Annotated in this window: 11 protein-coding genes; 8 read left to right on the top strand and 3 right to left on the bottom strand. The window is 70.2% G+C overall.

The genetic code is table 11. The annotated features are described in order from the left end of the window. Window positions 1–100: 100 nt before the first annotated feature. On the bottom strand, window positions 101–580 hold the full coding sequence (locus ABEA30_RS14060; protein WP_345583916.1) for a GNAT family N-acetyltransferase: 480 nt from the start codon (window positions 578–580) through the stop codon (window positions 101–103). Window positions 581–795: 215 nt separating this feature from the next. Here ABEA30_RS14060 and rpsO point away from each other — a divergent pair, with 215 nt between their 5' ends. Next, window positions 796–1,059 carry a 30S ribosomal protein S15 gene (gene rpsO / locus ABEA30_RS14055; RefSeq protein ID WP_345583914.1) on the top strand — a complete coding sequence of 88 codons (264 nt, stop codon included), beginning with the start codon at window positions 796–798 and terminating at the stop codon, window positions 1,057–1,059. 72 nt (window positions 1,060–1,131) lie between these two features. On the opposite strand, the gene ABEA30_RS14050 is transcribed toward rpsO, so the two are convergent. Further along, a complete protein-coding gene (locus ABEA30_RS14050) occupies window positions 1,132–4,479 on the bottom strand; it encodes a bifunctional proline dehydrogenase/L-glutamate gamma-semialdehyde dehydrogenase (RefSeq protein ID WP_345583912.1) in 3,348 nt (1,115 codons plus the stop codon). 249 nt (window positions 4,480–4,728) lie between these two features. On the opposite strand from ABEA30_RS14050, the gene ABEA30_RS14045 reads away from it, so the two are divergent. Both ABEA30_RS14045 and dapB read left to right on the top strand, forming a co-directional pair. Then, window positions 4,729–6,936 (top strand): polyribonucleotide nucleotidyltransferase, encoded by a 2,208-nt coding sequence (locus ABEA30_RS14045; protein ID WP_345583910.1) that lies wholly within the window; start codon window positions 4,729–4,731, stop codon window positions 6,934–6,936. 132 nt (window positions 6,937–7,068) lie between these two features. After that, on the top strand, window positions 7,069–7,809 hold the full coding sequence (gene dapB, locus ABEA30_RS14040; RefSeq protein WP_345583908.1) for a 4-hydroxy-tetrahydrodipicolinate reductase: 741 nt from the start codon (window positions 7,069–7,071) through the stop codon (window positions 7,807–7,809). Here the strand turns inward: dapB and ABEA30_RS14035 are convergent, their stop codons facing one another. Continuing rightward, window positions 7,810–8,346 carry a GNAT family N-acetyltransferase gene (locus tag ABEA30_RS14035; protein ID WP_345583906.1) on the bottom strand — a complete coding sequence of 179 codons (537 nt, stop codon included), beginning with the start codon at window positions 8,344–8,346 and terminating at the stop codon, window positions 7,810–7,812. A gap of 82 nt (window positions 8,347–8,428) precedes the next feature. Between ABEA30_RS14035 and ABEA30_RS14030 the strand changes: the two genes are divergently transcribed. The 5 genes from ABEA30_RS14030 (at window position 8,429) to proB (ending at window position 13,469) form a co-directional block, all read left to right on the top strand. Next, window positions 8,429–10,105, top strand: coding sequence for a ribonuclease J (locus ABEA30_RS14030; RefSeq protein WP_345583905.1), 1,677 nt, complete (start codon window positions 8,429–8,431; stop codon window positions 10,103–10,105). A gap of 123 nt (window positions 10,106–10,228) precedes the next feature. Beyond that, the gene (gene rplU / locus ABEA30_RS14025) at window positions 10,229–10,537 is read left to right on the top strand and encodes a 50S ribosomal protein L21 (protein ID WP_345583904.1); all 309 of its coding nucleotides are present in this window, start codon (window positions 10,229–10,231) and stop codon (window positions 10,535–10,537) included. Between the two features lie 11 nt (window positions 10,538–10,548). After that, the gene (rpmA, locus tag ABEA30_RS14020) at window positions 10,549–10,800 is read left to right on the top strand and encodes a 50S ribosomal protein L27 (protein ID WP_345583903.1); all 252 of its coding nucleotides are present in this window, start codon (window positions 10,549–10,551) and stop codon (window positions 10,798–10,800) included. 79 nt (window positions 10,801–10,879) lie between these two features. After that, window positions 10,880–12,379 (top strand): GTPase ObgE, encoded by a 1,500-nt coding sequence (gene obgE / locus ABEA30_RS14015; RefSeq protein WP_345583902.1) that lies wholly within the window; start codon window positions 10,880–10,882, stop codon window positions 12,377–12,379. Continuing rightward, window positions 12,369–13,469: a glutamate 5-kinase gene (gene proB / locus ABEA30_RS14010; RefSeq protein WP_345583901.1), complete on the top strand. Its 1,101-nt coding sequence runs from the start codon at window positions 12,369–12,371 to the stop codon at window positions 13,467–13,469. Before obgE ends, proB begins: the two co-directional genes overlap by 11 nt. Window positions 13,470–13,546: the final 77 nt, after the last annotated feature.

The following is a 13,546-nucleotide window of genomic DNA, read 5'->3' as shown; positions in this document are numbered from 1 at the left end:
CTCCCTGTCATCCCCCTGTCGTGTCGATGCATCCGGTTCGGTCAACCATAGTTGAGGACCGCAGGGGCCGGGCTCCGGGGTCTGCCAGTGTCGCCGTCGGTCAGCGCGCGGTGAGCGACTTCTTGTAGATGGCGTAGTGCGTGCTGGCCTCGACGCCCTCCTCGACCTGCTGCTCGGTGTGCTCCTCGACGAAGATGTGCTCGCCGGTGGGGTGGTACTCGAGCGAGACGTACAGCGGCACGGCCTTCTCGTTGTTGGGGTCGACCGCGAGGAACACGGCGTCGTAGTTCGCCTCACGGGCCTGGTCCTCGAGCCACGAACTGAGCGCCCGGCCGGCGCCCCGACGGCGGGCGTGCGGGTAGACCCACATGTTGCGCAGTTCCGGGGGGATCTCCTCGGACTTCAGATCCAGCACCGCAGTGCCGACCGGCGTGCCGTCGTCGATGGCGACGGCGAAGATCAGGTCGCCGGCCTCCTGGGCGGCGAACAGTTCGTCGACCAGGCCCAGCTCGGGGCGCGCCTCGTGCTCGCGCAGGTACTCCAGGTCTGCTGCTTCGACTCGGCGTACGGTGACGGCCATGAGGGCTCCTTTGCGATCGTGACGACCCCTCCACCCTAGCGCGACGATGGGGGCGGCACTGCCGGGGGCCAGGGCTGGGCGCCCTGTACGGATTAGTTTCTCACGCGGGAGCGGTGCTAAGGTAGCTCGGTTGCCGTAGATCGGCCACGGCCTCGTAAGAGCCCCGACAGCACCCGCAGCTGGGGCGCCGTGCAGCGAACCGAGAGGAGTCCCACATGGACGCTGATACGAAGAAGAAGATCATCGAAGAGTACGCGACCACGCCTGGCGACACCGGTTCGCCCGATGTGCAGATCGCTCTGCTGACCAAGCGGATTGCTCACCTCACCGAGCACCTCAAGGAGCACAAGGGCGATCACCACAGCCGTCGTGGCCTGATGCTGATGGTCGGCCAGCGCCGCCGTCTGCTCAACTACGTGGCCAAGCAGGACATCGAGCACTACCGTGCGCTGATCGCACGCCTCGGCCTGCGTCGCTGAATCCACCCGGAGGGGGCCGCCAAGCAGTTCGCTTGGCGGCCCCTTCTGCGTTCCCGGGCTGCTCCTCGGTCGTCAGGGGCGCACCACGTGGGTGGGGTGACCGAAGCGGTGGTTGGTGATCGACACCGCCTGCTCCCGCACGTAGGGCAGCAGGGCCAGCCGTCCCGGCAGCATCGTGGCGCCGTCGTACACGCTCACGTCGATCGACCCGCCTACCGCGGCGAGCAGGTCGCGGGACCCCAGGAGCCGGACGCGCCCCCTGGCCGCGCGGTCGAAGTCGGCGGCCGCCCGCGTCTCGACGGCGAACCCGGCGCCGCTGAGCGCCGATGCGGCGGGGGAGTCCGCGTCGAACGAGAACGTCGCGGGGGAGCCGGCGGCCAACGCTGCCGATGCCTCACGCAGCACCGCGGTCAGCTCGGCGTCCTCCACGCGCACCGTCACGGGCACCGGCCGGTAGCGCAGCGCGTTGACCTCGACGGTGAGCGCGGACGGGTCGTGCGGCACGCCGAAGACGGTCCTGGCGGCCTCCTCGTCGGAGGCGACGGCGGCCCCCAGCGCGCCGAGGTCGACGCCCTCGATGTCCTCGGCGGCCCGCAGCAGCCGCGCCAGTGCCGGGGTCGACACGGCATGGTGGGGCGGCGAACCTGCAGCCTCGGAGGGGTGGGCGTGCCAGCGCCCGAAGGCCATCAGGTAGTTGGGGCCGCCGGCCTTGCCGCCCGCGCCGACGGCCGACCGCTTCCAGCCCCCGAACGGTTGGCGCCGCACGATGGCACCCGTGATCGAGCGGTTCACGTACGCGTTGCCGGCTTCGACGCGCTCGATCCAGTGCGAGACCTCGTCCGGGTCGAGGCTGTGCAGGCCGGCGGTGAGCCCGAACTCGGTGCCGTTCTGCCAGGCGATGGCCTCGTCGAGGTCGCGCGCTGCCATCAGCCCGAGCACCGGCCCGAAGTACTCCACCCGGTGGTACTCGCTGCCCGGGAGCACGCCGTCGCGGATGCCGGGGCGCCACAGGCGGCCGTCCAGCTGCCTGGGCTCGAGCAGCCAGCGCTGCCCGGGCTCCAGCCGGGTCAGTCCCCTCAGGAGCTTGTCGCCGGCCGGCTCGGTGAGGGGGCCCATCTGCGCGGCCGGTGCCGTCGGCCACGCCACCTTGAGGGAGCGCACCGCGTCGAGCAGCTGGCTGCGGAACCGCCTGGAGCGTGCCACAGAGCCCACGAGGATGCCCAGGGAGGCCGCCGAGCACTTCTGGCCGGCGTGGCCGAAGGCGGAGTTCGCGAGGTCGGCGGCCGCCAAATCGAGGTCGGCCGACGGCGTGATGACCAGCGCGTTCTTGCCTGAGGTCTCCGCCAGCAGCGGCAGCGACGGGCGCCAGGACCGGAACAACTCCGCCGTCTCCGCCGCCCCGGTGAGGACCACGAGGTCGACTCGGGGATCGGTGATCAGCCGCTTGCTGACGGGGCCGTCGTCCACGATCGCCAGCTGCACCAGGTCTGCCGGCAGGCCGGCGCGCCAGCACCCCTCCGCGAGCAGCGCGGCCGTGCGGCGGGCTGGTGGGGCGGGCTTGAGGATGGCGGCGGAACCGGCGGCGAGCGCAGCGGCGACCCCACCCAGCGGGATCGCGATCGGGAAGTTCCACGGGGGAGCCACCGTCGTGAGGCAGGGCGGCACGTGCTCGGCGCCCTGCACCTGTTCCTGCGCGAGGAAGGCGTAGTAGTTGGCGAAGTCGACCGCCTCGGACACCTCGACGTCGGCCTGGTCGATCAGCTTGCCCACCTCGTCGCCAGCCACCGCGATGAGGTCGGCCCGCAACGCCTCCAGCTCGGTGGCCAGCCGGTGGAGCGCGGCCACCCGTTCAGCCAGGGGCCGGGCGGCCCAGGCCTCGCCGGCGGCCCGGCCGCGTTCCAGCAGGGCGTCGACCGCCGCGTCGTCGTCGACGAGGTGGTCCTCGAGGATCCGGCGTCCCAGTTCGGGCGCCGGCAGCCGGTCGTGGATCGCCGCCGCCCAGTGCTGGTTGGCCAGGAGCGCGGGGTTGGTGTCCTGCGCGTTGGCGAACCCGTTGGTGGCCGGGCGTCGCTCCTGGGTTGCCCAGCTGCCTGGCGTGGGGTCGGTGACGTGGGTGAGGGCGGCGCGGAAGCGCGACTCCTCCAGGTCGAGGAAGTCCGGGTCGTGCCCCAGCCCCACGGCGCCGGACATGAAGTTCTCGGGGGCGGCGTTCTCCTCGAGGCGCCGCACGAGGTAGGCGATGGCCGCGTCGTACTCGGCGCGCGGGACGACCGGCACGTAGAGGCGCAGCCGGCCCACCTCGTCGAGCAGCACCCGCTGCAACGGGCTGGCCATCCCCGAGAGCATCTCGATGTCGAGCGCATCGGTGACGCCGCGGGCCCTGGCCATCTCCCAGGCCGCGGCGAGGGTGTAGACGTTGTGGCTGGCGGCCCCGGTGTGCAGGCGCTGCGTGCGCTCCGGGGTGAGGCAGAAGTCGAGTGCGCGCAGGTAGCTGGCGTCGGTCTCCTCCTTGGAGCCCCAGATCGGGTTGTCCCAGCCCCGCAGTTCGGCGCCCACGCGCTCCATCGCCAGGTTGGCGCCCTTCACCAGGCGGACCTTGACGGGGTGGCCCCCTGCAGCCACGTGGTCACGGGCCAGGTCGTCGAGTTCGGCCAACAGCAGCAGCGACTCCTTCAGGTACGTCTGGACCGCCACCCCGGCGCGGACGCCGCGCAGCGCAGGTTCGGAGAGGAGGGCGCGGAACACGTCGAGGGTGAGGTGCAGGTCGCGGTACTCCTCCATGTCGAGGTTGACGAACGTCTCGCGCTCCCTGGCGAGGGTGAACAGCGGCCGGAGCCTGGCCACGGCCTCGTCGACGGTGGCGCGGTGCGCGAAGGGGGCGTGCGGGCCGAGCACCGAGGAGACCTTGATCGACACGTAGTCGACGTCGTCGCGCTCGACCAGTTCCATCGTGCGGCGCAACCGGCTGGCGGTGTGCCGCTCACCCAGCACCGCCTCGCCGAGCAGGTTCACGTTGAGGTCGGCGCCGCCCCTGCGCAGGCGGGCCAGCGCGGGGCCGAGCGACCGGCCGAAGTCGACGACGAGGTCGCCCACGACCGCCGCGAAGCCGCGGCGCACCACGCCGAGCGCGGGCCGTGCCAGGGGGGCCACCGCGCGCATCCCCAGCCGCAGCGGTGACGGGAGGAAGCGCGCGGGGCGCCGGGCGATCTCCGCCAGGTTGCGCGCCGCGACGGCAGGGTCCTCGGGCCTCAGCACGCCGTCGACGAAGTCCAGCGTGAAGCGCAGCCCTCCCGGGTCCTTCAAGGCGTCACCCAGCAGGGTGGCCGTTCGTGGTTCGGGGTGGCGACGGGCCTCGTCAGCCCATCGTCGCGCAGTGGTGATGGCCGCCTCGACGAGGGGCGGGGGCAACGGTGTGGACATGCCTCATTGTGGCAAGGCGGCAGGGGGCGCCGCGTCGAATCCGCCCATCTCGCGCCCCGACGGCTAAACTGTCGGATGACAACTTCATAACAATGCAGAACAGTTGCCGCCCAGCCGGGTGTCAGTCTGGTCCTCGGTAGTGGTTCTCGGGTGCCGAAACACCCCCGCGAGCCTCGATCGAAGACCGGCGGACGCGGCGGGACCTCCGCCATGAGTGCGGGCGGCAGCACACATGAAAGGAGCCTGTCCGTGGAAGGACCAGGCATTGAATTCGCCGAGGCCGTCATCGACAACGGCGCGCACGGCAAGCACACCATCCGTTTCGAGGCCGGCGCCCTCGCCCAGCAGGCTGACGGCTCGGCCGCGGTCTACCTCGACGGCGACACCATGTTGCTGTCGGCCACCACCGCGCAGAAGACCCCGCGCGACGCCATCGACTTCTTCCCGCTCACCGTCGACATCGAGGAGCGGATGTACGCCGCGGGCCGCATCCCCGGCTCGTTCTTCCGTCGCGAGGGTCGTCCCGGTGAGGCCGCCATCCTGGCCGCCCGCCTGATCGACCGTCCGCTGCGCCCCGCGTTCGTGAAGGGCCTGCGCAACGAGGTCCAGGTCATCGTGACCGTCCTGTCGCTCAACCCGGCCGTCCACTACGACGTCGTGGCCATCAACGCCGCGTCCATGTCGACCCAGCTGGCCGGCCTGCCGTTCTCGGGCCCCATCGGCGGCGTGCGCGTCGCGCTCATCGACGACGAGTGGGTCGGTTTCCCCACCGTCGAGCAGGTCAACAAGTCGACCTTCCAGATGGTCGTGGCCGGCCGCGTGCTGGCCGACGGCGACGTGGCCATCATGATGGTCGAGGCCGGCGGCACCGAGGCCACCTGGGAACTCGTCCGGGCCGGGAAGACCGCCCCGAACGAGGAGATCGTCGGGCAGGGCCTCGAGGCTGCCAAGCCGTTCATCAAGGCGCTGTGCGACGCACAGTCCGAGCTGGCTGCCAAGCTGCCGAAGGAGACCTACGACTTCCCGGTCTTCCGCGACTACGAGGAGGACGTCTACGCAGCCGTCGAGGAGCTCGCCAAGGATCGCGTGGCCCAGGCCATGCAGATCGCAGGCAAGCAGGAGCGCGACGACGCCACGCACGCCATCCGCCAGGACGTGCAAGAGCAGCTCGCCGAGCGCTTCGCCGACCGCCTCAACGAGGTCTCGGCAGCGCTGAAGTCGCTGACCAAGAGCATCGTTCGCCACCGCACCCTGACCGACCACGTCCGCATCGACGGCCGTGGCCCCGGCGACATCCGCGAGCTGTCTGCCGAGGTCGCCGTGATCCCGCGCGTGCACGGTTCGGCACTGTTCCAGCGTGGCGAGACCCAGATCCTGGGCGTCTCCACGCTGAACATGCTCGACATGGAGCAGAAGATCGACACGCTGTCGCCGGAGTCGACCAAGCGCTACATGCACAACTACAACTTCCCGCCCTACTCCACCGGTGAGACCGGCCGCGTGGGTTCGCCCAAGCGTCGTGAGGTCGGCCACGGTGCCCTCGCCGAGCGGGCGCTCATCCCGGTGCTGCCCACCCGCTCCGAGTTCCCGTACGCCATCCGCCAGGTCTCCGAGGCCCTCGGCTCCAACGGCTCCACGTCGATGGGCTCGGTGTGCGCCTCGACCCTGTCGCTGCTGAACGCCGGTGTGCCGCTCAAGGCCGCCGTCGCAGGCATCGCCATGGGCCTCATGAGCGAGGACGTCGACGGCGAGACCAAGTACGTCGCGCTGACCGACATCCTGGGCGCCGAGGACGCGCTGGGCGACATGGACTTCAAGGTGGCCGGCACGCGTGACTTCGTCACCGCGCTGCAGCTGGACACCAAGCTCAACGGCATCCCCGCCGTCGAGCTGCAGAAGGCCCTGCTCCAGGCCCGCGACGCCCGCCACACGCTGCTCGACGTCATGAGCGAGGCCATCGACGTGCCGGACGAGATGAGCCCCTACGCGCCGCGCATCATCTCGCTGCGCATCCCGGTGGACAAGATCGGTGAGGTGATCGGCCCCAAGGGCAAGATCATCAACCAGATCCAGGAGGACACCGGCGCGAACATCGCGATCGAGGACGACGGCACCGTGTACGTCGGCGCCGAGACCGGTGAGGCCGCGGAGGCCGCCGTCGCCCAGATCAACGCGATCGCCAACCCGCACATGCCGGAGAAGGGCGAGCGCTACCTGGGCACCGTCGTCAAGCTGACCTCGTTCGGCGCGTTCGTGTCGCTGATGCCGGGCAAGGACGGCCTGCTGCACATCTCGAAGCTGCGCGCGCTGGCCGGTGGCAAGCGCGTCGAGGACGTCGAGGACGTGCTGTCGGTCGGCCAGAAGCTGCAGGTGGAGATCTCCGAGATCGACGACCGCGGCAAGCTCTCGCTGGCCCCGGTCATCGAGGGTGAGGACGAGGAGGCGGCGGACGCCTGACGTTCGCCACGGCCTTCAGAGGGGCGGGTCCGCACGGGACCCGCCCCTTCGTCGTCCCACCCGCTGGCGGGCTGGTCGTCCGGACAAATCCTCTGCTTGGATGGTGGTGACAGCCCTGAGTGAGAGGTCATCATGCGACAGATCCGAGTCGGAATCTTCGGTGTCAGTGGGAAGATGGGGAGCGAGGTCGTCCGCGCGGTCAACCGTGCCGAGGACATGACGACGTCCGGCGGCGTCGACATCAACGAGGACCGCGCCCAGGTCGGCCGCGCGGAGGTGGTGGTCGACTTCACCCATCCCGACGCCGTCATGGACAACATCCGGTGGTGCCTGGAGCGCGACATCCACATGGTGATCGGCACCACGGGCTTCACCGAGGAGCGGGTGGCCGAGGTCCGCGCGCTCGTCGAGCAGCATCCCGGCGTCGGGGTGCTCATCGCCTCCAACTTCTCCATCGGCGCCGTACTGATGATGAAGTTCGCCGCCATGGCGGCCCCGTTCTACCCGTCGGCCGAGATCGTGGAGCTGCACCACCCGAACAAGGCCGACGCGCCGTCGGGCACCTCGCGCACCACCGCGCGCCGGATCGCGGCCGCCCGGGCCCAGGCGGGGCTGGAGGACGTGCCGGACGCCACCGTGCATGACGACGGCGCGCGCGGCGCAGTCGTCGAGGGCATCCACGTGCACGGCGTGCGTCTCCAGGGGCTCGTGGCGCACCAGGAGGTCCTGTTCGGTGAGACGGGCGAGACGCTGACGATCCGCCACGACTCCTTCGACCGCATCTCGTTCATGCCCGGCGTGCTGGAGGCCGTGCGCTACGTGCTGGCCAACCCCGGCCTGACGCTCGAGATGGAGGAGGTCCTCGGCCTCTGATCAGCCGGCGTCGGAGATGTCGGTGTGGAAGCGCAGCAGCTTGACTGAGGCTGACTCGTCCTCGCCGACACCGACGCGCTGGTGTGCCCCGTCCGGCGCCCAGCCGCAACCGTTGAGGAACTGGCGCAGGCCGTCGTCGGCCGACGGCACCCAGATGGTGGCCACGCCGTAGCCGTCCTTGCGCAACGTGTCGACGGCGGCGTTGATCAGCCGGGAGCCGTGGCCCTGGCCACGGTGCTTGGGGTCGACGACGAACTCCGCGATGTAGCCGTCGGTCGGCTCACGGTCGGGGTCCCCCGAGGGCCCCGTCACCGCGAAGCCCACCACGCCGGGCTGCCCGATGGCCACGAGCACGCGCAGGTGCGCGAGCGGCGGCTTGACGATGGCCTCGTGCCACGCCCGGGTCGCCTCATCCGCGCTGACCTCGCCGGCCGCCGCGGAGAGCACTCCGCCGTCGGTCCAGGCGCGCCGCTGGATGCGGGCGATGTCGACGGCTTCCTGGGGGAGCGCGAGGCGCACGGTGTCGATGGCAGACATGCGCGCCATCCTATGCCCCTCGCATGGTCGGGGCTCCGCGACGTCTGTCGCGAGCGGGGGCAGTCCACTAGGGTGGTGGTCCATGACCGACGTGAAGACACCCCCGAAACTGGCCCCCGGCACGCTGCGCGTGATCCCGCTCGGAGGCTTGGGTGACGTCGGCCGCAACATGACGGCCTTCGAGATCGACGGGCAGATCGCCATCGTCGACTGTGGCGTGCTGTTCCCGGAGGACGACCACCCCGGCGTCGACCTCATCCTCCCGGCGCTCGACTACCTCAACGACAGGCTCGACGACATCGTGGCGCTGGTGCTCACCCACGGGCACGAGGACCACATCGGGGCGGTGCCCTACCTCCTCAAGCGCCGCAGCGACATCCCCGTCTACGGCTCCAGGCTGACCTTGGCGTTCGTCGCCGCGAAGCTGCGCGAGCACCGCATCCGCGAGTTCGAGCTCGACGCGGTGGAGGAGGGCGACATCCTCGAGATCGGCAACTACGAGTTCGAGTTCCTCGCCGTCAACCACTCCATCCCGGACGCGTTGGCCGTCGCGATCCGCACCAAGGGCGGCACCGTCCTGCACACCGGCGACTTCAAGATGGACCAGCTGCCGCTCGACGGCCGCATCACCGACCTGCGCGGCTTCGCCCGCCTGGGGGAGGAGGGCGTCGACCTCTTCCTGGTGGACTCCACCAACGCCGAGACGCCGGGGTTCACCGCGCACGAGAAGGACATCGAGCCGGCCATGCAGCGCGTGTTCGAGGGGGCGAAGGGCAAGCTGATCGTGGCGAGCTTCGCCTCGCACGTGCACCGCATCCAGCAGGTCATGGACATGGCCGTCAAGCATGACCGCAAGGTCGTGTACGTGGGCCGCTCCATGGTGCGCAACATGTCGACGGCGCGCGACCTGGGCTACCTCAAGGTGCCCGCCGGCACCCTCATCGAGCTCAAGGACATCGACAAGTACCCCGATGACAAGGTCGTCATCATCTCCACGGGCTCGCAGGGCGAACCCCTCGCGGCGCTCAGCCGGATCGCGAACCGGGACCACCCCGTCGTCGAGGTGGGCACCGGGGACACCGTCCTGCTCGCCAGTTCGCTGATCCCGGGCAACGAGAACTCGGTCTACCGCGTGATCAACGGGCTCGCCAAGCTGGGCGCCACCGTGGTCCACAAGGGCAATGCCATGGTGCACGTCTCCGGGCACGCCTCGGCCGGTGAACTGCTCTACTGCTACAACATCCTGCGGCCGAAGAACGTCATGCCCGTCCACGGTGAGGTGCGCCACCTCATCGCCAACGGCAAGCTCGCCGAATCCACCGGCGTGCCGAAGAGCAACGTCATCGTGATCGGCGACGGCGACGTCGTCGACCTGAAGAACGGCGTGGCGAGGAAGGTCGGCACCGTCGACGCCAGCTACATCTTCGTCGACGGCTCGACGGTGGGTGACATCTCGGAGTCGATCATGGACCGCCGCATCCTCGGCGAGGAGGGCTTCGTCTCGGTCATCACCGTCGTCGACATGCACAACAACACCATCGTGTCGGGGCCGGAGATCCAGTTCCGCGGCCTGGCGGAAGACGCCAGCGCGTTCGACGAGGCCCGGGCCCGCGTCGAGGAGGCGCTGCTCGACGCGCTGCGCGACGGCGTCGACGACACGCAGCGTCTCCAGCAGATCACCCGCCGCGCGGTGGGGCAGTGGGTCTCGCGCCGGCTGCGGCGCCGCCCGATGATCGTGCCGGTGGTCGTCACCACGTGATCCCCGCCCGGTTTGACCTGTCAGTGGGCACCGCGTAAAGTAGTCCATCGGTGCTTTGCCCCCTGGGTTCGTCCAGGCTGGGCACCCATGAACTTTGTCAGAAACCAAGAAGGTAGGTCAGTCGTGTACGCGATCGTGCGCAACGGTGGTCGTCAGCACAAGGTTGCTGTTGGCGACGTCCTGGACATCGACCTGGTGTCCGAAGAGGTCGGCGGTACCGTCACCCTGCAGCCGCTGCTGCTGGTCGACGGCGACAAGATCACCTCCGACGCCAAGAAGCTCGGCAAGGCGGCCGTCACCGCCGAGGTCGTCGGCGAGTCCAAGGGTCCGAAGATCCGGATCATGAAGTACAAGAACAAGACCGGCTACAAGAAGCGCCAGGGTCACCGCCAGCGGTACACCCAGGTCAAGGTCACCGACATCAAGGCCTGAGGAGACATCACATGGCACACAAGAAGGGCGCGTCCTCGACGCGCAACGGTCGTGACTCGAACGCCCAGCGCCTCGGCGTGAAGCGCTTCGGCGGTCAGGTTGTCGGCGCGGGCGAGATCATCGTCCGTCAGCGCGGCACCCACTTCCACCCGGGCGACGGCGTCGGCCGTGGCTCCGACGACACCCTGTTCGCCCTCGTGCAGGGCCAGGTCGAGTTCGGCGTGAAGCGCGGTCGCCGCGTGGTCAACGTCGTCACCGTCTGACACCACTGAACAGCGCCTGAGGGCCCGCTCCGTTCGGAGCGGGCCCTTCGTGCATCCCGGCAAGTAGACTCGGAGCGTTATGGCTATCCCCTCATTCGTTGATCGCGTCAAGTTCACCGTGCAGGCCGGCAACGGCGGCCACGGCTGCGCGTCCGTGCACCGCGAGAAGTTCAAGCCCCTCGGCGGCCCCGACGGCGGCAACGGGGGTGACGGCGGCTCGGTGATCTTCCGCGTCGACGACTCCCTGTCGACGCTCGTGGACTACCACCGCCAGTCGCTGCGCAAGGCGGCCAACGGCGAGCCCGGCAGGGGGGACAACCAGCACGGCGCCAAGGCCGGCGACATCGTCCTCGACGTGCCCAGCGGCACCATCGTCACCGACGCCGAGACCGGCGAGATCCTCGCGGACCTCACCGAACCGGGCGCCCAGTTCGTGGTCGCCCAGGGCGGCAAGGGCGGCCTCGGCAATGCGGCGCTCGCCACTGCGGCGCGGAAGGCCCCCGGGTTCGCGCTGCTGGGCGAGGAGGGCGAGGAACGCCTCGTCCAGCTCGAGCTCAAGGTCGTCGCAGACGTCGGCCTCGTCGGGTTCCCCTCGGCCGGCAAGTCGTCGCTGATCGCCGCCATCTCGCGCGCGCGGCCCAAGATCGCCGACTACCCCTTCACGACGTTGGTGCCCAACCTGGGCGTGGTGGTGGCCGGTGACGTCACCTACACCGTCGCCGACGTGCCCGGCCTGATCGAGGGCGCCTCGGAGGGGCGTGGGCTGGGCTTCGACTTCCTGCGCCACATCGAGCGCTGCCAGGCGATCGTGCACGTCATCGACCTGGGCACCTACGAGCCCGGCCGCGACCCGCTCACCGACCTCGAGGTCATCGAGGGCGAACTGGCGGCCCACGGCGGCCTCGAGGACCGCGTGCGGTTGATCGCCCTCAACAAGATGGACCTGCCCGACGCCCCTGACCTGGCGGAGATCTCGCGGCCCGAGCTGGAGAAGCTGGGCATGCCGATCTTCGAGATCTCGACGAAGACGGGGGAGGGGCTCAACGCGCTGAAGTTCACGATGGCCGAGGTCGTCGCCGCCCGCCGCGCGTCGCTGCCGGAGCCGGCCGCGCCCGTGAAGGTGCTGCGGCCCGAGCCCGTCGCGCGCAGGCGGGGCGCCGTCGAGGAGTTCACGATTGCCAAGAAGGGCGACGGCGAGGGCGGCTTCGTCTGGCGCGTCAAGGGTGACAAGCCCGAGCGCTGGATCCGCCAGACCGACTTCAACAACGCCGAGGCCGTGGGCTACCTCGCGGACCGGCTCAACCGGTTGGGCGTCGAGAGCAAGCTGCTCGAGATGGGTGCCGAGGCAGGCGACGCCGTCGCGATCGGCAGCGGGAACAACCCCGTGGTCTTCGACTTCGCCCCGCAGATCGACATCGGCGCGGAGACCCTCGGCCGCCGCGGCGAGGACACCCGGCTGGAAACGGAACGGCCCTCGGTGCTGCGGCGCCGTCGCCTCGATGCGGAGTACCATGCCGCGAAGGCAGGCGTGGATTACGCCATCACAGGCATGGACCCCGAGGGCGAGGATGACGAATAGGACTGCGGTCTCCCAAGCGAAGCGTGTCGTCGTCAAGGTGGGGTCGTCGTCACTGACCCTGCCCGACGGCCACCTCGACCATGAGCGCATCGCCCGGCTCGCGGAGGCGCTCTCCGCACTGCACGGCAGGGGCGTGCGGGTGGTGCTGGTCACCTCCGGCGCCATCGCGGCGGCCCTGGCCCCGCTGGGGCTGCGGCGTCGGCCGCGTGACCTGGAGACGCAGCAGGCGGCGGCCGCCGTCGGCATGGGGCTGCTCATCCGGCACTACTCCGACGCGTTCGCCGAGCACGGCGTCAAGGTGGCGCAGCTGTTGCTGACCGTCGAGGACGTGCTGCGGCCCAAGACGTACCGCAACGCGCTCAACACCATCTCGCGGCTGTTCCGCCTCGACGTGGTGCCGATCATCAACGAGAACGACACCGTCGCCACGCACGAGATCCGCTTCGGCGACAACGACCGGCTGGCGGCGCTCGTCGCCCACCTCGTGCGCGCAGACGCGCTGGTGCTGCTCAGCGACGTGGACGGCCTGTACACGGCGCACCCGGACACCCCCGGGGCGGAGAAGCTCGCCGTCGTCGAGGACGTCGCCGAGTTGAAGGTCGACACGTCACGCCTGGGCTCGCGCGTGGGCACAGGCGGCATGCAGACGAAGCTGCAGGCGGCCGACATCGCCACCCAGGCCGGTGTCAGCGTGGTGCTCGGCCACGCCAACGACCTGGAGCGGGCGCTGGCGGGCGAGGACGTGGGGACGTACTTCCCCGCGCGCAAGAAGCGACGCCCCCGGCGCCTGCTGTGGCTGGCGTTCGCCGCAGAGCCGAGGGGCTGGCTGCACGTCGACGCTGGGGCCAGGCGCGCCCTGCTCGACACCAAGGCCTCGCTGCTGCCTGCGGGCGTGCGCGAGGTGAAGGGCACCTTCGCCGAGGGTGAGCCGGTCGAGATCATCGGGCCGGACAACGAGCCGCTCGGTCGCGGCTTCGCCGGCTACTCCAGCGCGGAGCTGGCCTCGGAGGCCGGGCACAGCAGCAACGAGGCCGGGCACACCAACCAGCGGCCCGCCGTGCACCGCGACGTGATGATCCTCACGGATTAGCGGTTCCTGAGGGGATCGTGAGCCCTGGCGAACATCCCACGAAGGGCGGTTCCTGAGGGGATCGTGAGCCCCTGGCG

It is taken from the genome of Tessaracoccus lubricantis (genome assembly GCF_039544535.1).
GTDB classification, from domain to species: domain Bacteria; phylum Actinomycetota; class Actinomycetes; order Propionibacteriales; family Propionibacteriaceae; genus Arachnia; species Arachnia lubricantis.
The sequence above is the reverse complement of the archived record's forward strand: the minus strand, read 5'-3'. Positions and strand labels throughout refer to the sequence as shown.